Origin of the sequence: Paenibacillus sp. 1-18 (assembly GCF_000520755.1) — a bacterium.
Lineage (GTDB): Bacteria > Bacillota > Bacilli > Paenibacillales > Paenibacillaceae > Paenibacillus > Paenibacillus brasilensis.
This window is the reverse complement of sequence record NZ_ASSB01000299.1, coordinates 1-19,259: the sequence shown is the minus strand read 5'-3', so window position 1 is coordinate 19,259 and position 19,259 is coordinate 1. Positions and strand designations below refer to the sequence as shown.

The following is a 19,259-nucleotide window of genomic DNA, read 5'->3' as shown; positions in this document are numbered from 1 at the left end:
ATAACAATGAAAGTAAAAAAAGGAGATCAGAACCTTGGAATTATTCGACACTCATACCCACTTGGATGCGCCTCAATTTGACGAAGATCGTGAAGAAGTAATAGCGCGTGCTGTCGAATCGGGAGTAACCCGGATGATTAATATCGGATTCAATCGTGAGACGATTCCATCTACCATGAAATTGATCGAGACGTATGATTTTATTTACGCGGCAGTCGGATGGCACCCACAGGATGCTATTACAATGCAGGAGGGCGACCTGGAATGGATTGCATCGTTATGCAGTCACAAAAAGGTTGTAGCCATCGGTGAGATTGGTCTGGATTATTATTGGGATACATCACCGAAGGATGTACAGCATCGTGTGCTTCGAAGTCAAATTGGTCTGGCTCGGGAGCTGAATATGCCCATTGTTATCCATAACAGGGATGCACATGAAGATATTATTAAGATTTTACGTGAGGAAAAAGCGAGTGAGGTTGGCGGAGTTATGCACTCCTTTTCCGGAAGCTGGGAGACAGCTAAAATGGTGCTGGATATGGGCTTTCACCTTTCCTTCGGTGGGCCAATTACGTTCAAAAATGCAAAGCAGCCCAAAGAGGTGCTTGCGCAGGTTCCACTGGACCGTCTGCTCATTGAAACGGATGCGCCTTATCTGACACCTCATCCATTTCGTGGAAAACGGAATGAGTCTGCACATGTGAGACTGGTGGCAGAGGCTGCCGCCCAAATCAAGGAGATTACGGTGGAGGAATTGGTGTCTATAACGACCCAAAATGCCTTGGAACGATTTGACATTCGGTGAAAAAGAGAAAAAACAAATCAAAATAATGAGATAGACGGAGCTAATCATGAATTTGTTGCAGGAAACTCGAGAATATTACAATATTTTAACCGAATATTTTAAAAAATGTACTTGAAACCTGCTTTACAACATGCATAGAAACAGGATATCATCTTTTCAGTGAATTGTTGTTTGGATGTAAACTCCAACAAGTCATTTCATGAACCAGTCTCGCTGAGTCCCTTAACAGGGAACGGGGGAACCGGTATGGCTTACTGCAGGTTCGGCATAAGGGGCGAAGAGATAATCCCTTTCGTCAGTCGGCTCGACCAAAGCTCTATCCGAAATGGGATAGATCAGGTGGAGAAGCCATATTTCGATTTCTTTCTGGGTCTTCGGGGTGAATGTGAAGGCGACCGCCATGAGCGGTTGACCCAAGCTAGGGCGACTCTCTACGTCCGAACCCGACAGCTAACCCCGTAAGCGTAACAAGAGAGAAGCCATCTCGTGCATGATTTTTCCGCATATTCACTACATGCCGGAAGCCACGAAAGAGCTCTCTAGTCTCTTTCTTTGGCTTTTTTTGTTGTGAATAAAAGAAAATCTGTCATCATACTGTGGTTAAACAGGGGAGGACAGCATGCCGCGAAGACGGGTACATGGTGCAGGACAGTCGCAGTACGGGCTTGTCTTGTAGAAAATCTGTTATAGTCACGTCAAATCTCAACTATGTCTTACTCTAGACGGCGGGCTATGTAAGGAGGACGGAGGAAATGGGCATTTTCCAAAAAGAGGAGACCCATGAGTCACGCTCATCCAGCATGTCTTACGTATTGCGTTGGAAGAAGGAAAATGTGCGCCAGGCTGCTTTGGTTGCTATTTTTCTAATCGCACTAACGATTATGATTTCAATTCTGGTGTATACTCAAGCTAAAAAACAGGTCTTTTTTGTCATCAATGGTAAGGCATCTGCGGTGGAAACCCGGGAATCCAAGCTCCAAGGTTTGCTCAATGAGCATTCCATTTCACTTCAGCCGCATGATACGGTTTCTATGCCGCTGAACGGAGCAATACAGGATGGGGATCGTATCGTCATCAAACGTGCCACTCAAGTTAAAGTATCCTCAGGCAATGAGACGAAAAAGCTGTACACAACAGAAAATACAGTAGAGGGTGCCATTCGCACTTCGGGCTATAAATTATCGTCAAATGACAAGGTTTATCCTGCGCTGGATGCTTCTGTTTCGTCTAACATGGACATAAAAATCGTCCGTGTGAAGAAACAGCAGGTCGAACAGAAGAAGCAGGTGCCTTATCAGGTCATCAAAACATCCGATCCGAGTCTTTATAAAGGCGATAATCGGGTCATCCAAAGCGGTAAATCAGGTGTTGTAGTCCAGCATGTTCAGAAGGTATACCATGACGGAAAATTGGTATCCAAGCAGCTGGTCAACAAGGAAGTCGCACAGAAGCGCGTGGATAAGGTAATTGCAGTAGGAACGAAGAAAAAGCCGGTCGTTCTGGCTGCTTCTGTCGGTCCAAAAGATGCCGTTAAGGCAACACGGGTGAGTTCGGGCAATGCTGTCCGTAAAGCAGGTGTAGATTTTAAATACAGCAAAGTATTGCAAAATGTCTCCATGACGGCGTACTCCTCACAAGAGTCAGGTCTCGGTACACGTACCGCTTCCGGTACACGTGTCACGGAAGGGCGCACCATCGCTGTCGATCCAAGCATCATTCCAATCGGCTGGTGGGTGTATATTGAAGGGGTGGGCTTCCGCCGTGCGGAGGATACCGGTGGCGCCATTAAAGGCCACAAAATTGATGTGTATTATGAGAGTTTAAGCCGGGCTAATCAATTTGGTCGCAAGCACGGTAAAACCGTATATGTAATCGGGCCGGTAAAGCCTGAAATCAACTAAAACAGGTTGTGTATGTTCAGGGCAATGCGATAGTATTAACATCATAGTTATGCCATGCTAAGAAGAGGATATCCTCTTCTTATTTTGTTTTCAAAAGCAGGGAAAGATAAATATAGCATGCTGTGTAGCAGTGGAGGGAAACACAAATGATCAAGGAAGTGATCGTGGTCGAGGGGCGGGATGATACGGTGGCGATTCGCCGTGCTGTCGAGGCGGATACCATAGAAACTGGCGGCTCCGCCATTAATAAAATGACGCTGCGCAAAATTGCATTGGCACAAGAGCGGCGGGGTGTCATTATTTTGACAGATCCCGATCATGCGGGAGAGCGCATCCGTAAAATTATCGCCTCCAAGGTACCCGGCTGTAAGCAGGCCTTTATACCCGAGGCGGAAGCGACGCGTAAAGGGGATATCGGGGTGGAAAATGCCTCACCGGAGGCCATCAGACACGCCCTCGCACGAGTACATACGACGGTGGAAGGAGCCGATCCACTGATTGAGTGGGCGGATTTGATTGACGCCGGACTAATCACCCATCCGAATGCTGCTGCTCGTCGTATGGCGCTCGGCAATGTACTGGGTATTGGCTATTGTAACGGGAAGCAGCTGCATAAACGGCTCGCTGTATTTCAGATCAGTCTTGAGGAATTCGCCAGTGCGCTGGCACAAATCGAAAGTGAAGGATTGTGATATCCGTATGACAGGGATTCAAGATATAGCAACACCGCGGCGTACGAAGGAAATTATTCAGCGGCACGGTTTTTCGTTTAAAAAGAGTTTGGGACAAAACTTTTTAATTGACCAAAATATTCTGAACAAGATTGTGAGTGCTGCTGGCTTGGATGATACCAAGGGCGCGCTTGAGATCGGTCCCGGCATTGGTGCTTTAACTGAAAAGCTGGCGCAATCGGCCAAGGTTGTAACTGCTGTCGAGATTGATCAGCGGCTGCTGCCAATTCTGGAGGAAGTGCTGGCTCCTTATGAGCATGTGAAGGTGCGTCACGGGGACGTGCTGAAGCTGGATCTGCGCGAGGTATTCGCCTCTGATTTTGCAGGGGTCAGTAAAGTGAGCGTGGTGGCTAATCTGCCGTATTACGTTACTACACCGATTCTGATGAGGCTGCTGGAGGACAAGCTTCCTCTGGAGAATATCGTGGTCATGATCCAAAAGGAAGTGGCTGAACGTATGGCTGCGTCTCCAGGTACGAAGGATTATGGCAGCCTGAGCATTGCGGTCCAATATTATAGCGAGCCTGAACTGGTCTGCATCGTACCGAATACGGTGTTTATTCCCCAGCCGAATGTAGAATCGGCAGTGATTCGTCTGCGTGTGCGAGAAACCCCTCCGGTGGAGGTGGTGGATGAGAAGCACTTTTTTGAGGTCATTCATGCCGCTTTTGCCCAGCGTCGCAAAACGATCTCCAATAACTTGAAAAGCCGCTTCTTCAACAAAGAGAACAGGGACGCGCTGGAGCCGTTGTTGAAGCAGGCTGGTATTGAACCTTCCCGTCGGGGTGAAACGCTAAGCATTGAGGAATTTGCGCGTCTCAGCGCTGTACTGCTGGAGGCCGGGATTTCCTAAGCTGTAACCAAACTGTGCATTCACCCATACGATATAGGAGGGGTGATACAGTGTGATGATTTTAGGAGACTTGGTCGTTCGGAAATCGTATGGCGGAGATGTCACGTTTCGCGTCGAGGACATCCAGCGGGATAAAGCGATCATCAAGGGGACAGAATTTCGGCTGTTGGCTGATTCCCCGGTGAACGATCTGGTCAAGGTGCCTGCGGACCAGATTAGCGGTAAGACTCGGCAGGCCCATATTAAGGCTGGAGAGTCTCTTAATTTGCTCCAGCAGGCAAGGCAGCGGCAAGCTGCCCGCAGTCAGGCGGCACTGATTGGGGAGTGGAGTGATCCAGTAGAGTCGACGTACTTTGAAATGCCCGGAAAGGTACTTCATCTGGATGGAGACCCTGACTACTTGAAAAAATGTCTCAGCCTATATGAGCAGCTCCGTGTTCCCGCAGAGGGGCATCACGTTCACGAATCGGCGATGGCCGACACGTTGTACCGACTGCTTCCCCGCATCCGTCCGGATATCGTAGTCATTACTGGACATGATGGTGTACTGAAGCAGCCGCAGCCTTATGACTTGTACAGTCTGAAAAGCTACAAAAACTCACAAAATTTTGTGGCGGCGATTCAGGTAGCGAGACAATATGAACGTCATCTGGATTCACTGACGATTGTGGCAGGGGCATGCCAGTCCCATTTTGAGGCGCTGCTGCGTGCAGGAGCGAACTTTGCCAGTTCCCCAGGGCGGATCCTGATTCACGCGCTGGACCCGGTTTACGTGGCTGCCAAGGCCGCCTTTACGTCAATCCGTGATACGGTCAATATGGGCGATCTGTTTCACCAGACGATCAGTGGCAGCCGTGGAGTGGGGGGTATCGAAACTAGGGGGAGTTATCGCATCGGCCTGCCGAAGCTTGAAAACTTGTCGACCCTTAAAGTAACGCCTTCCGCTATCTAGGATTTGAACATGCTAGTGCTGAATAGGAACTTGCCTGAACAAAAGGCCTCTGTTTACAGGGGCTTTTTGTCATTTTTATATAGACTATTCCTGTTCGCAAAAATTTAAATTGACAACTTATTTTTCGTGTTGTTATAATATTTAGCTTGATTTGACAATCCCTCTAAAATTCGTTATAATGGACAAGGAAAGAGGTGGTCGTTAGGCAATGGCTAAAAATACGCTGTTGGAAATCAAACGCAGTCTCGACGCACATGTAGGGCAAAAAATTTTGCTGCGGGCTAACGGCGGACGCCGTAAGACCGTCGAACGAACTGGTGTCTTGGAAGAAACGTACCCTTCTGTTTTTATCGTCAAGCTGGATCAGGAGCAACAAACGTTTAAACGTGTCTCCTACAGCTATGCTGACATTCTTACCGAATCGGTGGAAGTCACTGTATATGATCCCGACTCCCATACAAGTGTAGTCGAGTATTTTGAAACACCTTAATTGGTTTAACGTAATTTATACCAGCTTTGCGGGTTTAACGGCGGCCTTGTCATTCCAAATGACGAGGCCGTTTTGTATATATGGGGAAGGATGAAGCTTGGCATCTCTGCACATACTAAGGCGGCAATGATCTTCCTTATTCCATAACCGAAGGAGGCGTATGCATGAGCCGAAGAAGACGGAGTGTTATGTCGGAGGAGCTGAAGTACGAGCTGGCCAAGGATCTCGGGTTTTACGATACGGTCAAGGAAGAGGGCTGGGGAGGCATTAAAGCCAAAGATGCGGGGAATATGGTCAAGCGGGCCATTCAGCTTGCGGAGCAGGCGGCTTCCCGCAAATCGTAATCATCGCTGGTGCTATGAAAAAGCGGGGATATTCGGTCTTTACCGGGTAATCTCCGCTTTTTTGAACCTCATGACTTGACACGCCGAGTCTGATATAATATGTTAAGCTGTCTTGAGGGAAAAGTTGAAGGTGGGTGAACGCCTTGAAAATATACGAAAAAGCACCGGCGAAAATCAATTTAATGCTTGATGTTTTACACAAGCGGAATGATGGATATCACGAAGTTGAAATGATCATGACCATGGTCGATTTGTCCGATCGTTTGACGATGTCCGAGTTACCGCGTGACACCATTATTATTTCAAGCCAGGCCGGGTACATACCGTTGGATGAAAAGAATTTGGCCTTTCAGGCGGCACGCCTGATTAAGGAACGTTATAACGTGTCTACAGGGGTGCATATCCACCTGGATAAGCATATCCCGGTGGCGGCAGGATTGGCAGGGGGAAGTAGTGATGCCGCTGCTGCACTGCGTGGATTGAACAAGCTGTGGAGGCTTGGCATTTCGGATGCAGAATTAAGAGTGCTGGGTGCGGAGTTGGGCTCGGATGTGCCTTTCTGTATTACAGGGGGCACAGCTTTAGCAAGCGGACGCGGAGAACTGCTCAAGCCGCTTCCGAATCCGCCCCAATGCTGGGTGATTCTTGCCAAGCCGCCGATTAATGTATCGACTGCAGAAGTGTATGGACGTGTCAAAGCGGACCAGATTGCGCACCACCCGTCTGCCCGGCAAATGGAGAATGCGATCCGGAACGCTTCTTTTACCGAGGTGTGCAATGCGCTCGGGAACGTACTGGAGGATGTAACGTTGAAGCTCTACCCGGAGGTAGAGCATCTCAAAAACTCCATGATTCGGTTGGGAGCCGATGGTGTGCTGATGTCAGGCAGCGGGCCTACAGTGTTTGGACTGGTATCGAAGGAAGCAAAAGTACCACGGATTTACAACGGTCTGAGAGGTTTTTGTAAAGATGTATACGCAGTACGACTTCTGACCTGATTTTAATTATTTTTTACCGATTATAGTGGTAATTGTTGTACAAATACGTACGAAGATGATATATTTACTATTGAATATTCGGATTTTACTATATCACTTACATTCCGCCAGCAACCGGCCAGTCCGCCGGTGCTTTACTGTACGAAGCGGGCGGCAGGAGAATAGATCGCGAGGAATTGTTGTGAAGAAACTTAAAAGAAGCTCACGATTGGTGGAAATGACGCAGTTTTTGTTGTCACGGCCGCATACGCTGGTGCCTCTTACTCATTTTGCGGATCGCTATGGGGCGGCCAAGTCATCTATAAGCGAGGATCTGGCCATCATTAAGGAAGTATTCGAGGATGAGGGCATTGGCGAGCTTCTGACGCTTGCAGGAGCGGCAGGGGGCGTAAAGCTCATCCCAAGGCTTTCCAGGCAGCATGCGCTTGCGTTTGCGAACGACCTGTGTGCCCAACTGGAGCAGCCTGACCGCATATTGCCAGGGGGATATCTCTATCTGTCCGATTTGCTGGGTCAACCGGCGATGATGAACGAAGCGGGTAAAATATTTGCGACCGCTTTTGCGAGTCGCCAGATTGATGTGGTAATGACGGTGGAGACCAAGGGGATTCCTCTCGCCTATGCAACGGGAGCGCAGCTCAATTTGCCAGTCGTTCTCGTACGGCGTGACCATCAGGTGACAGAAGGCTCGGCTGTAAGTATTAATTATGTTTCAGGATCGCAAAAGAGCCTGCATACGATGTCTTTGTCCAGACGTGCGATGCGCGAGAAGTCACGTGTACTCATCGTGGATGATTTTATGAAGGCGGGCGGGACGATTCAGGGAATGGTCGATTTGCTGGCGGAGTTTGATGCTGAGGTAGCTGGAGTAGGTGTGCTGGTAGAATCGGGCGAGGTTGAGAATGAAGAGCGCCTGCTGCACGATTATATTTCACTGGCCAACTTGACGGCAGTCGATTCTCGCAGCAAACAAATTACGGTCAAGTTGGGTAATTATTTTGATGACTTATCAGGGCAGTAAATTGTCACAATCCATCATAAAATACCTAAATATGTCGAAAAGAAATCTTTTCAAAAAAATTACCTGAATTTAGGATACGAATTTTCCAAAAAAAGAAGGAATTCGAATTGCTGTGTGGAATAATACACCAAGTCCTATTTGGAAAAAGGTGGTGAAACACACATGCAGATTACGGATGTTAGACTTCGCCGAGTGAACTCAGAGGGAAGAATGAAGGCGATTGCATCCATTACGATTGATAACGAGTTTGTTGTTCATGACATCCGAGTTATCGACGGTAATAACGGAATGTTCGTGGCTATGCCAAGCAAACGAACTCCGGACGGAGAGTTTCGCGATATCGCTCACCCGATATCTTCAGGAACCCGCGAGAAGATCCAGGCTGCTGTTTTGACTGAGTACGAACGCGCAGCCGTGGATGAAGAGGTAGCTATTGAAGAAGGCGCTTAATTGGCCTAAAGCAGGATTGGGGTATAAAAGAAAAGAGAGCCACTAACTGTGGCTCTCTTTTCTTTTTGTCTGGAATGAGATATATTCTTTAGTGAGTTAACAGTCAGTTTTAAGGCAACTTGGAGTCATCCGGGCTGCCGAAGCGGCTTTTTCATAAGACAGAGACTGGGCAGCTATGCGCCCCGGGGATGAATGTCCAGCACAAGCTGGCCTGAAAAAATAGCCATTAACCGAAGGTTCGCCGTTATTTTTCAGGAGGATTGTGAAAAGTTAAGCAAAATCTGATCTGGGAATTAACGTTTTAGCCAAGGGGTAACTGTTATTTTCAGGATAGGAGGTTGGACTTGTTGGAAAGGTTGGCAGTCATTCTTGCCGCAGGGCAGGGAAAACGTATGAAATCCAAATTATATAAAGTTCTGCATCCGGTGTGCGGAAAACCGATGGTTGGCCATGTACTCGACACGGTTCGTGAAATCGGGGTCTCCCGAAGTGTAGTTGTCGTAGGCCACGGTGCAGAAGCCGTACAGTCTTACTTGGGGCCGTCAGCAGAATATGCGCTTCAGGCAGAGCAATTGGGAACAGGCCATGCCGTCAAGCAGGCCAAAGACTTGCTCGGTCAGGAGAAGGGCACCACCATCGTCATCTGTGGCGATACTCCACTGATCACAGCGGAAACGCTGGAGGGCTTGGTTCAACTGCATGAGGGCCGCGGAGCGGCTGCTACGATTCTGACCGCTGAGATGGATGAGCCGAAAGGATATGGACGAGTTATCCGTGATACTTCAGGAGCGGTGCTCAAAATCGTGGAGCAGAAGGATTGTTCACCTGAGGAGGATGCTGTTCGGGAGATCAACACGGGAACGTACTGTTTTGACAATGCCAAGCTGTTCGCAGCGCTGGACAAGGTAACGAATACCAATGCGCAGCAGGAATACTATCTGACAGATGTCATTGGTATTTTGCGTGGCGGTGGGGAGCAGATCGAGGCATATTTGACAGATGATGTGTCCGAATCCATCGGTGTGAACGACAGAGTCGCTTTGTCAGTGGCTGAGGGTTATATGCGGGAACGTATCGTTCGCAAGCACATGTTGAATGGTGTCACTATCATTGATCCGTCGTCTACCTACATCGGGAGCGAGGTTGTCATTGGTTCCGATACGGTGCTGTACCCGAACACATGGCTGCATGGTCAGACGCAAATTGGCGAAGATTGTGTCATTGGCCCGCAGGCTGAGATTGAGAATACGATTGTTCATTCGGGCGCAACGGTAAAACATTCGGTGTTGAACGAAGCGGAAGTGGGAAGCAGCACGTCTGTAGGTCCGTTTGCTTATTTGCGTCCAGGCGCGAAGCTTGGCGAACATGTGAAGATCGGTGATTTTGTTGAGGTGAAGAATGCGACCATTGGGGATCACTCCAAGGTGTCTCATTTGAGCTATGTCGGTGATGCCAAGGTAGGAACAAACGTAAATATTGGTTGCGGGGCAATAACGGTCAATTATGATGGATATAATAAATCCATTACAGAAATTGAAGACGATGCCTTTATTGGCAGCAATGTAAATCTGATCGCCCCAATTAAGATTGGAAAAGGTGCTTATGTCGTAGCAGGCTCCACTGTAACACATGCTGTCCCTGATAATGATTTGGCCATTGCCAGACCACGTCAAGAGAACAAAGCCGGATATGCGGATAAAATCCGCGCGCGTGCCAAAGCGAAGAAAAAAAGATCGGAATGACCTTAATCAGCAAGCTGTTGAATCTGTAATGAATGAACCAGCACGGAGGGTTTCTATTAATGACTTATTGCGATTCCAAACTCAAAATATTTACTTGTAACTCCAATCCGAAGTTAGCCCACCAGATTGCGGACTACATCGGAATCCCAATGGGGGAATCCCATACCACATCGTTTAGTGATGGTGAAATCCAGGTTAAGCTGTCGGAAAGCGTACGCGGCTGTCATGTGTATGTTGTACAGTCCACTTGCCTGCCGGTCAACGATAATTTGATGGAGCTATTGGTTATGATTGATGCACTTAAACGCGCTTCTGCGAAAAGCATCAATGTCGTTATGCCATATTACGGTTATGCTCGTCAGGATCGTAAAGCCCGTTCGCGTGATCCGATTACAGCGAAGCTTGTAGCCAACCTGATTGAAAAGGCGGGAGCTCACCGCGTAATCAGTATGGATTTGCATGCCATGCAGATTCAGGGATTTTTTGATATTCCAGTGGATCATATGCTGGGAGCACCAATTTTGGCCCAATATTTCCGTTCCAAACAAATTGAGAACCCGGTTGTCGTTTCACCCGATCATGGCGGGGTTGTTCGTGCGCGCAAGCTGGCGGACTTCCTGAGTGCACCGCTCGCTATTATTGATAAGCGTCGTCCAGAGCCAAATGTCAGTGAAGTCATGAACATTATCGGGAACATCGAAGGGAAAACGGCTATTTTAATTGATGATATCATTGATACAGCCGGAACGATTGTGTTGGGCGCAAATGCGCTTAAAGAAGGCGGCGTCAAAGACGTGTATGCGTGCTGTACACATGCCGTGCTGTCCGGTCCTGCGATGGAAAGACTGGAGAATTCGCCATTAAAAGAGGTGGTGGTGACGGATACTATTCCGATCGTTCACCCGAATCCGACAAGCAAGCTGAAGGTACTGTCTGTGGCCCCGTTAATGGGAGAAGCCATCATCCGTGTGCATGAAGAATTGTCGATCAGCAAACTGTTTGAAATCGAATAAGCGCTGGCTCATTAAAAAAAAGGGGTTGCTTTTTCCATACGGAAAAGGTAACCCCTATCAGCATGTCAGGCTAAAAGCCTGGCCGAGATATAAATGTAAAGCGTTGACGATTGTATAGCGTGTCCTCTATTTCGACAAAATGGTCATTAAAACGCGCAATGATGCCAATCTGGATGTGTACATTCCTGTCATAAATCTGGACCGGAACGGAATGTTTTAAATGATATAGAAAATGGCTGTCATATAAGAGGATATCACCCTGATTGAGCATACCGACACGCACCTTCCTGTTCAATACAACTATTTTACCAAAAAATAAAGACTTCGAAAGAGGGTGTCATGGTTAATGAAGTGGATTGTAGGATTGGGCAACCCCGGTCCCCAATACGAGAAAACGAGACATAATGTGGGGTTTATGGCGTTGGATGCACTTGCCTCACGTCATAACATTCAGATCAATCAAAGCAAATGCAAGGCGTTGATTGGAGAGGGGCATATCGGCGGCGTAAAAACTGTGCTGATCAAGCCAATGACGTATATGAATCTCTCAGGCGAGTCTTTGCGTGCTTATATGGACTACTATAAAGCGGACCTCGAAGATTTGATCGTCGTGTACGATGATCTGGATACAGAGGTTGGTAAAATAAGATTACGTTACCAAGGTAGTGCAGGCGGGCATAACGGCATCAAATCAATCATTCAGCATACAGGAACACAGTCCTTCAACCGGATTCGCATGGGCATCTCCCGCCCAGAGCCTGGACATGCTATTGTCGATTACGTTCTGGGGACATTCCCCAAGAAGGAAAAGGATTTATTGACTGGTATGATAGAGGATACATGCAACGCCCTGGAATATAGCTTGAGTCATCCTTTTGAACGGACGATGGCTGAATTCAATAAGTAGTTCAGGCAGAGGCGGACGGGCTTAAATGGAAGATTGTTGGACATACTGAAAGGTATAGAAAACTTTCAGGAGGCATATACATTACATGATTGTTAATTATGTATGCAGACATTGTCGAACTTTCTTGGGACGCATTGATTCCGCGGCAGTAACCGAAGAAAGGTTGGGCTTCCATTCCTTGACCCCTGCCGAGCGTAGAGATATAATAGCGTATAATTCGGGCGGCGAAGTGACTGTCAAAGTCATTTGCGAGCATTGCAGTCAAGCGCTGGAAAATAATCCAGAGCTGAGTTTGCTCGCAAATCCGCTCCAATAACAGGTATTCAACTGGTCAGATGTACCAGCTTGAGAGGTGAAGCGGATTTTTCGCTTATGGAGCCTTGGCAGCATTGCTGAGGCTTCTTTTTCGGTTTACATGTAACTATTTATAAGCATAAAGGGGTGCCTTTTTTGTTACAAGCACTTATTCAGGCTTTTACGAAGGATGCTGATTACGCATCCATTGCAGCAGGCATATCATCAGGCATGAAGGAACAGCTGATATCGGGTTTATCAGGCTCTTCAAGGCAGATACTGATGGCCGCGCTTGCCGAAGATACCGGGCGACCGTTAATGGTCATGACGCACAATATGTTTTCTGCTCAAAAAATAGCAGATGATTTGCAGGAAGCGCTTTCCCCTGATCAGGTTTTACTGTACCCAGCTAACGAACTGGTGGCTGCTGAAGCAGCGATATCCAGTCCAGAGACATTATCCCAACGAATTGACGTATTGATACGATGCGCCCAGGGTTTCCGTGGGGTTGTTGTTGTGCCTTTTTCTGGTGTTCGGCGTTTACTGCCGGTTCCGGAAACATGGCGTGAGGCTCGTATTGAGCTGAAAGAAGGCGAGACGATTCAGCTAGAGTCGTTTTTGCTGCATATGGTCGAAATGGGATACCAGCGTGTAGAGCGTGTAGAGTCACGTGGTGAGATGAGTGTGCGCGGGGGAATTATTGATTTCTATCCGATGACAACCCGTTGGGGCTATCGTGTAGAGCTGTTTGATGATGAAATTGACTCTATCCGTATGTTTGATCCGCAGGATCAGCGTTCAGTAGAAAAGGTACAGAACGTGATCGTAACACCGTGCAAGGAAGTTATCGCGAGCAACCAGCGTATGGATCAGGCGGCGGATGCTGCTGCCATTATACTGGAGGAACAGCTGGGCAAAATGAGCGATCGTCAAGCCAGGCAGCATCTGAAAGAAGAGATTCATCGTGAAATTGAGCTGCTTCGGGAGCATGTGTATTTTGACGAAATCTATAAATATATCTCCCTGCTGTATCCTGAGGGCAAAACCTTGGCGGATTATATGCCGGAGGATACGATTTTGGTGATTGACGAACCGGCACGAATGCTGGAAACAGCCAAGCAGCTGGAGCGGGATGAGTCTGAATGGAATCTGCATTTGCTTCAAAACGGTAAAACGCTACCGCAACTGGAGCTATCGGATAACTCGGACAATCTGCTGTATAATCGGAGATTTCAGACCCTGTTCCTGTCGATCTTCCTTCGTCAGGTTCCGCATACCCAGCCGCAAAATATTTTGAATTTCATTTGCCGGGGCATGCAGGATTTCCACGGCCAAATGAATGTGCTTAAGGCGGAAATGGATCGTTGGCACAAGGCAGGCACACAGGTTATGATGCTGGCAAGTGGCAATGAACGACTGGATCGGATGCGCCGGGTGCTTCAAGACTATGGTATTGATGAGCCTATGATGGCTATTGGCAATCTGCAAAGCGGCTTTGAGATGCCATCTATTCATTTGGCGGTTATTACTGAGGGCGAAATGTTCTCTCAGAAGCAGCGTAAAGCGCGCAAGCAGGGCCGCCATGTGGACAACGCTGAACGGATTAAGAGCTACAGCGAGCTGAAGGTGGGCGATTATGTCGTACACCAGAATCATGGCATCGGGAAATACATGGGGATTGGCACGCTGGAGGTTGGCGGTATCCATAAGGATTACATGCACATTGTCTATGCGGGCGGCGATAAGCTGTCTGTGCCGATTGAACAGATTGATCTGATTCAGAAGTATGTCGGCTCGGAGGACAAAGAGCCCAAGATTTATAAGCTGGGCGGCAATGAGTGGACACGAGTTAAGAGTAAGGTGCGCAGCTCGGTTCAGGACATTGCGGATGACTTGATCAAGCTGTATGCAGAGCGTCAATCAGCACCGGGGTTTGCTTTTGAAAAGGATTCGCCGGAGCAGCAGGAATTTGAGGATATGTTCCCGTATGAAGAGACCCGTGACCAGGTTCGGGCTATTGAAGAAATTAAGAAGGACATGGAGCAAAGCCGTCCGATGGATCGTTTGCTGTGCGGCGATGTAGGCTACGGCAAGACCGAAGTCGCTATTCGCGCTGCCTTTAAGGCGGCTATTGAGGGCAAACAGGTAGCGGTACTGGTACCGACGACGATTTTGGCACAGCAGCACTATGAGACGTTCCGTGAACGTTTTTCCGGGTATCCGTTCAACATTCAGGTGTTGAGCCGTTTCCGCTCGCGCAAAGAGCAGAATGAGACGACCAAGGGAGTTCGACAAGGTACGGTTGATATTGTCATCGGCACCCACCGTTTACTCTCTCAGGATCTGGTGTTTAAGGATCTGGGGCTGCTGATTGTTGATGAGGAGCAACGTTTTGGCGTAACACACAAGGAAAAGCTAAAAAAACTGAAAACGAATGTAGACGTATTGACGTTAACGGCTACGCCTATTCCGCGTACGCTGCATATGTCCATGCTGGGTGTGCGCGACCTGTCGGTTATTGAGACACCGCCGGAGAACCGTTTTCCAGTGCAGACTTATGTGGTTGAGCACAGCCAGACGCTGGTACGCGAGGCCATTGAACGTGAGATGGCACGTGGAGGGCAGGTATACTACCTGTACAATCGTGTGCAGGGCATTCAGGAAATGGCTGCAGAGATCAACGCGCTCGTGCCGGAGGCCAAGGTGGGTGTGGGCCATGGACAGATGTCGGAAACCGAGCTGGAGAAGACGATTTTGGACTTCCTGGATGGCGAATATGATGTATTGGTCAGCACCAGCATTATCGAAACCGGAGTGGATATCCCGAATGTGAATACGCTCATTGTGCATGATGCCGATAAAATGGGGCTGTCCCAGCTGTATCAGCTCCGTGGCCGTGTAGGCCGTTCTAACCGGATCGCCTATGCTTATTTCACGTACCAGCGGGATAAGGTGCTTACGGAAGTAGCGGAGAAGCGTCTTCAGTCTATCAAGGAGTTTACGGAGCTGGGCTCCGGGTTCAAGATTGCAATGCGCGACCTGTCCATTCGCGGAGCGGGTAACTTGCTGGGCGCAGAGCAGCATGGATTCATCGCATCCGTCGGTTTTGACCTTTACTCGCAAATGCTTGCTGAGGAGATTAATAAACGTAAAGTCAGCGTACTTGGAGAAGAGGACCTGTCGAATCGGAACTGGAGCACGTCGATTGATTTGAGCGTCGATGCTTACCTGCCGGGAGACTATATTTATGACAGTATTCAGAAGATTGAAATTTATAAAAAGGTTGCGGCAGTCAGCACCTTTGACGAGGCTTCCGAGCTGGAGGATGAACTGGTCGATCGGTTTGGCGATCTGCCGGAGGCAGTGCGTCATTTGTTGGCTGTGGCTCGTCTCAAGGTATATGGACGGATGTATGGCATCGAGTCCATTGTCCAACGGGATGACAATATGGTGTTGAAGTTTCATGAAGGGCGCCAGCAGGCGCTGCAGACTGCCAAGCTTGCCGAGATTGGCAATCGCTTTGAAAGACGTGTACAATTTGAACAGGGCACTTCTATGAGCGCACGCATAAAGGGTAAGGGTCTAAATGATGCACAGCTGCTAGAGCTGCTGGAGCAATTTTTGAGTGCATTGAAAGAAGCATTCACATTGAAGGAGGAACTGCAAAATGTCACAACTAAATAAAAGAATACCTTGGAGAATGCTCTCCCTGGGCATGGCAGCGTTGTTGGCTATATCCGTGCTGGCAGCTTGTACCAAACAGGCTGACGAGAGTAAAGTCCAAGAAGGTCCAAAGGACAACAGTAAGACTGTCGTGACCTATACGGGTGGAACCATTACGGAGAATGAATTCAACCAGGAAGTTAGCATGATGAAATTTTTGTACCCGGAATATGAAGCTGCGTTAGCTTCGGATCAGGTACGGGAGCAAATTGCAAAGCAGGAAGTAGTGTACAAGCTTCTGGCGGCCAAAGCGGATGACAAGTCCAAGGAACAGGGTGCCAAGGAAGGGAACGAACAGCTGGAGCAGTATAAAAAGTCGGTCGGAGAAGATAAGTTCAAGAAGTTTTTAAGTGATCAAAAGCTGACTGAACAAGGTGTGAAGGATTACTTTACGCGCGTAATGACCGTAATCAACAGTGAAACGAACAAAGTAACAGACGATCAGATGAAACAGGAATTTGAGAAAAATAAAGATCAATTCACGACGGCAACCGTGCGCCATGTGTTGATTAATTTCCAGGATCCAAAAACGAAGAAGGAACGCAAAAAAGAAGATGCCCTCAAGCTGGCCAAAGAAGTGAAGGCGAAGCTGGACGGAGGAGCGGATTTTGCGACGATTTCCAAAAAATATTCAGAAGACCCAGAATCTGCCTCTAATGGCGGTCTGTATGAAAATGCATCCGTAGCACAATGGGTACCCGCTTTTAAAAAGGCAGCCGAAACCCAGCCGATTAACAAAATCGGTGATCCGGTGGAAACGGAATACGGATATCACATCATCAAAGTGGAATCCCGCAATGAGCCTACGTTTGATAAATTGAAGGACAACGAAAAGGCTGCCCTGAAAAACAAACTGGCCGGGGAAAGTATCCAAAACTTTACGGATCAAGAATTGGCCAAGCTTAATTTGAAAATCAATCTGCCGAAGGCACCTGCCGCGCAAGAGAAAAGCGGCACTACTTCGGGCACCGGCAGCACGACTGCACCAAGCGGAACAACAGGTAGCACCAGTGATACCAAGGCAGGAACAGCCAAAGATGGGGCTACAAATGAAGGTAAATAACTGAACATGCATAAGGAAATGGGAACAGATGAATACTATGGTCAGATATCACCATAAACACCATGACCGTGACGTTCTTCGTGACCGCTTCCGGGGGAGTGGAAGCGTCTTTCGATACCGTCAGTAGTTGACTAAATTCTTCTTGGGAAAGTGGGGCAACATGTGAAATGAAAGCTACTGGTATAGTTCGCCGTATTGATGACCTTGGGCGCGTAGTTATTCCGAAGGAAATTCGCCGCACCTTGAGAATTCGTGAAGGAGATCCGCTCGAGATTTTTGTGGATCGTGACGGAGAAGTCATTTTGAAAAAGTATTCACCTATCGGTGAGCTTGGTGATTTCGCCAAAGAATATGCTGAGTCCCTGTTTGAAAGCACAGGCCATATTACGATGATTACTGATCGCGACACCATTATTACGGTGGCTGGGGGCTCCAAAAAAGAGTTCTTGGACAAGCCGATCGGCAGCATTATCGAAAATAGTATGGATAATCGCAAGACTGTACTGGAAACAACCAGCGGCTCCTATGAGCTAACCCGTGACCACGAAGAAACAATCTCGTCCTTTGTGACGGCTCCCATTGTTTCCGGTGGCGATCCTATTGGTTCGGTTATTTTACTGAACAAGGACGAGAATGTAAAAATGTCCGAAATGGAGATCAAAATGGCTGAAACGGCCGCTGGCTTCCTGGGCAAGCAAATGGAACAGTAACACCCCGTTTCACCCCTGTATGGCGTACAGGATGGCATAAGCCGTCTTCGCTGTACAGGGATTTTTTTTCTTTCCAGAAGAAGAGGCAGTATAATAGGAAACGTGAAAGAGGCATATTTCAGGTAGGAGTGGAGACGGAGAATGCAGGAAAATCGCGCCGCTTCGCGGTTGCTACGGGGTGCTGTCATTTTGACACTGGCGGCGGTAGCGAGCAAGCTGATCGGCACATTGCAAAAAATACCGCTACAAAATATCGGCGGCGACGGTGTGTTTGGTATTTATAATACGGTTTATCCTTTTTATACGCTGCTCATTACCATTGCAGCTGCTGGATTTCCGGCAGCGATATCAAAATTTGTAGCTGAGTATGAGGCGGTGGGAAACCAAGCAGCAGGGCAACGGGTTGCTCGGCTATCTTCGCTTGTATTGGGCATCTTTGGTTTAGTTCTAGGGGTGCTGATGTATACGTGTGCGCCGCTAATCAGCCTGTGGATCGACAATGCTCATGTCATACCCTCGGTGAGGGCGGCGGCGGTTGCCTTTTTGTTCGTGCCGGTTATGGCAGGGCTGAGGGGATATTTCCAAGGCTTGCAAAATATGATCCCGACCGCTGTCTCTCAAGTGACGGAGCAGGCGGTACGGGTAAGTGTGATGATCATATTGCTGCTGCTCATGCTGTCGCAAGGAGCAGGTGCGGATATGATTGCAGCCGGAGCTGTGTTTGGTTCAGCCGCTGGCGGTGCAGCGGGATTGGTCGTCATGCTGTTATTCTGGCGCAACCACAGGAAGAAGCTTCAAAGTCAGGGGAGGCTGTCTGAACAGGCCTCGCAGCCCGATGGGAAGATAGAACAAAGGGCCATGCAGGAGACTGCATCTGGACGTGCTGACGCCCTGAAAACAAGGACGGGCCATTTGGAGAATGGCAGTCGTGCTGTCGTATCGGGTGTGCTGGAGAGTGCAGCCGGAGCAGTACAGCAACGGGCTGGAGAAGCTCACATTACTGAAAGCTATGGTTCTTTGCTAAAAGCATTGCTGCGTTATGCCTTGCCTGTTTGCCTTGGAGCGCTGGCCGTTCCGTTAATTAGCCTGGTAGACACATTTACTGTCCCCCGCTTGTTAAAGCAGGAGGGCTTGGACGATACGGCGGCTATGGTGGCCTTCGGTGTCTATAACCGCGGTCTGCCGCTCGTACAACTGGTCATGATGTTTGCCACCACACTGTCGGCATTGTTCATCCCATCGCTGGCAGAGGCCCGGGTGAC

The 19,259-nt window shown here is 48.4% G+C and carries 19 protein-coding genes and 1 riboswitch; of the genes, 18 read left to right on the top strand and 1 reads right to left on the bottom strand.

All coding sequences use genetic code 11. From position 1 onward, the window contains the following. Positions 1-34 precede the first annotated feature (34 nt). The 12 genes from L693_RS0118800 to L693_RS0118740 all read left to right on the top strand — a co-directional run bounded on the left by L693_RS0118800 (position 35) and on the right by L693_RS0118740 (position 11,300). Entirely contained in the window at positions 35-805 is a 771-nt protein-coding gene (locus L693_RS0118800; RefSeq protein WP_025719040.1) for a TatD family hydrolase, read from the top strand. Between the two features lie 201 nt (positions 806-1,006). Then, positions 1,007-1,286, top strand: a riboswitch (cyclic di-AMP (ydaO/yuaA leader). Between the two features lie 271 nt (positions 1,287-1,557). Further along, positions 1,558-2,706 carry a 3D domain-containing protein gene (locus L693_RS0118790; protein ID WP_025719038.1) on the top strand — a complete coding sequence of 383 codons (1,149 nt, stop codon included), beginning with the start codon at positions 1,558-1,560 and terminating at the stop codon, positions 2,704-2,706. 146 nt (positions 2,707-2,852) lie between these two features. Then, a complete protein-coding gene (gene rnmV, locus L693_RS0118785; protein ID WP_025719037.1) occupies positions 2,853-3,398 on the top strand; it encodes a ribonuclease M5 in 546 nt (181 codons plus the stop codon). 7 nt (positions 3,399-3,405) lie between these two features. Next, positions 3,406-4,290, top strand: coding sequence for a 16S rRNA (adenine(1518)-N(6)/adenine(1519)-N(6))-dimethyltransferase RsmA (rsmA, locus tag L693_RS0118780; RefSeq protein ID WP_025719036.1), 885 nt, complete (start codon positions 3,406-3,408; stop codon positions 4,288-4,290). A gap of 55 nt (positions 4,291-4,345) precedes the next feature. Further along, positions 4,346-5,242, top strand: a complete 897-nt coding sequence (yabG, locus tag L693_RS0118775) for a sporulation peptidase YabG (protein WP_025719034.1) — start codon at positions 4,346-4,348, stop codon at positions 5,240-5,242. A 208-nt stretch (positions 5,243-5,450) separates the two neighbouring features. Beyond that, the gene (gene veg / locus L693_RS0118770) at positions 5,451-5,732 is read left to right on the top strand and encodes a biofilm formation stimulator Veg (protein ID WP_025719032.1); all 282 of its coding nucleotides are present in this window, start codon (positions 5,451-5,453) and stop codon (positions 5,730-5,732) included. Positions 5,733-5,896: 164 nt separating this feature from the next. After that, on the top strand, positions 5,897-6,076 hold the full coding sequence (locus L693_RS0118765) for a small, acid-soluble spore protein, alpha/beta type (protein ID WP_007428013.1): 180 nt from the start codon (positions 5,897-5,899) through the stop codon (positions 6,074-6,076). A gap of 143 nt (positions 6,077-6,219) precedes the next feature. Next, entirely contained in the window at positions 6,220-7,074 is an 855-nt protein-coding gene (gene ispE / locus L693_RS0118760) for a 4-(cytidine 5'-diphospho)-2-C-methyl-D-erythritol kinase (protein ID WP_025719030.1), read from the top strand. A gap of 181 nt (positions 7,075-7,255) precedes the next feature. Then, positions 7,256-8,095, top strand: a complete 840-nt coding sequence (purR, locus tag L693_RS0118755) for a pur operon repressor (RefSeq protein ID WP_025719028.1) — start codon at positions 7,256-7,258, stop codon at positions 8,093-8,095. Between the two features lie 162 nt (positions 8,096-8,257). Further along, positions 8,258-8,545, top strand: a complete 288-nt coding sequence (spoVG, locus tag L693_RS0118750) for a septation regulator SpoVG (protein ID WP_007428016.1) — start codon at positions 8,258-8,260, stop codon at positions 8,543-8,545. Between the two features lie 344 nt (positions 8,546-8,889). Beyond that, positions 8,890-10,287 (top strand): bifunctional UDP-N-acetylglucosamine diphosphorylase/glucosamine-1-phosphate N-acetyltransferase GlmU, encoded by a 1,398-nt coding sequence (gene glmU, locus L693_RS0118745; RefSeq protein ID WP_081752165.1) that lies wholly within the window; start codon positions 8,890-8,892, stop codon positions 10,285-10,287. A gap of 59 nt (positions 10,288-10,346) precedes the next feature. After that, complete coding sequence (locus tag L693_RS0118740) at positions 10,347-11,300, top strand: ribose-phosphate diphosphokinase (RefSeq protein ID WP_025719025.1); 954 nt, start codon at positions 10,347-10,349, stop codon at positions 11,298-11,300. A 70-nt stretch (positions 11,301-11,370) separates the two neighbouring features. Here the strand turns inward: L693_RS0118740 and L693_RS32155 are convergent, their stop codons facing one another. Continuing rightward, positions 11,371-11,571: a hypothetical protein gene (locus L693_RS32155; protein ID WP_025719022.1), complete on the bottom strand. Its 201-nt coding sequence runs from the start codon at positions 11,569-11,571 to the stop codon at positions 11,371-11,373. 75 nt (positions 11,572-11,646) lie between these two features. Here L693_RS32155 and pth point away from each other — a divergent pair, with 75 nt between their 5' ends. From pth to L693_RS30130, 6 genes are all read left to right on the top strand, one after another. Continuing rightward, positions 11,647-12,207, top strand: a complete 561-nt coding sequence (gene pth, locus L693_RS0118730; protein ID WP_025719020.1) for an aminoacyl-tRNA hydrolase — start codon at positions 11,647-11,649, stop codon at positions 12,205-12,207. Positions 12,208-12,292: 85 nt separating this feature from the next. Then, positions 12,293-12,523, top strand: a complete 231-nt coding sequence (locus L693_RS0118725) for an anti-sigma-F factor Fin family protein (RefSeq protein WP_025719019.1) — start codon at positions 12,293-12,295, stop codon at positions 12,521-12,523. Positions 12,524-12,657: 134 nt separating this feature from the next. Next, positions 12,658-16,185: a transcription-repair coupling factor gene (mfd, locus tag L693_RS0118720; protein WP_025719017.1), complete on the top strand. Its 3,528-nt coding sequence runs from the start codon at positions 12,658-12,660 to the stop codon at positions 16,183-16,185. Next, a complete protein-coding gene (locus L693_RS0118715; RefSeq protein ID WP_025719014.1) occupies positions 16,169-17,287 on the top strand; it encodes a peptidylprolyl isomerase in 1,119 nt (372 codons plus the stop codon). The genes mfd and L693_RS0118715 overlap by 17 nt, the downstream gene beginning before the upstream one ends. A 167-nt stretch (positions 17,288-17,454) precedes the next feature. Beyond that, positions 17,455-17,997 carry a stage V sporulation protein T gene (spoVT, locus tag L693_RS0118710; RefSeq protein ID WP_025719013.1) on the top strand — a complete coding sequence of 181 codons (543 nt, stop codon included), beginning with the start codon at positions 17,455-17,457 and terminating at the stop codon, positions 17,995-17,997. A 141-nt stretch (positions 17,998-18,138) separates the two neighbouring features. Further along, positions 18,139-19,259, top strand: a 1,121-nt coding sequence (locus tag L693_RS30130) for a polysaccharide biosynthesis protein (RefSeq protein ID WP_025719011.1), incomplete at its 3' end; no start/stop codon positions are given.

What these genes read in the sequence shown, in the direction of transcription:
- L693_RS0118790 (WP_025719038.1), top strand. Translation starts at nt 1,558, where the DNA reads ATGGGCATTTTCCAAAAAGAGGAGACCCATGAGTCACGCTCATCCAGC.
- spoVG (WP_007428016.1), top strand. Translation starts at nt 8,258, where the DNA reads ATGCAGATTACGGATGTTAGACTTCGCCGAGTGAACTCAGAGGGAAGA.
- L693_RS32155 (WP_025719022.1), bottom strand. Translation starts at nt 11,571, where the DNA reads ATGCTCAATCAGGGTGATATCCTCTTATATGACAGCCATTTTCTATAT.
- L693_RS0118765 (WP_007428013.1), top strand. Translation starts at nt 5,897, where the DNA reads ATGAGCCGAAGAAGACGGAGTGTTATGTCGGAGGAGCTGAAGTACGAG.
- pth (WP_025719020.1), top strand. Translation starts at nt 11,647, where the DNA reads ATGAAGTGGATTGTAGGATTGGGCAACCCCGGTCCCCAATACGAGAAA.
- veg (WP_025719032.1), top strand. Translation starts at nt 5,451, where the DNA reads ATGGCTAAAAATACGCTGTTGGAAATCAAACGCAGTCTCGACGCACAT.
- L693_RS0118715 (WP_025719014.1), top strand. Translation starts at nt 16,169, where the DNA reads ATGTCACAACTAAATAAAAGAATACCTTGGAGAATGCTCTCCCTGGGC.
- rsmA (WP_025719036.1), top strand. Translation starts at nt 3,406, where the DNA reads ATGACAGGGATTCAAGATATAGCAACACCGCGGCGTACGAAGGAAATT.
- spoVT (WP_025719013.1), top strand. Translation starts at nt 17,455, where the DNA reads ATGAAAGCTACTGGTATAGTTCGCCGTATTGATGACCTTGGGCGCGTA.
- L693_RS0118725 (WP_025719019.1), top strand. Translation starts at nt 12,293, where the DNA reads ATGATTGTTAATTATGTATGCAGACATTGTCGAACTTTCTTGGGACGC.
- yabG (WP_025719034.1), top strand. Translation starts at nt 4,346, where the DNA reads ATGATTTTAGGAGACTTGGTCGTTCGGAAATCGTATGGCGGAGATGTC.
- L693_RS0118740 (WP_025719025.1), top strand. Translation starts at nt 10,347, where the DNA reads ATGACTTATTGCGATTCCAAACTCAAAATATTTACTTGTAACTCCAAT.
- rnmV (WP_025719037.1), top strand. Translation starts at nt 2,853, where the DNA reads ATGATCAAGGAAGTGATCGTGGTCGAGGGGCGGGATGATACGGTGGCG.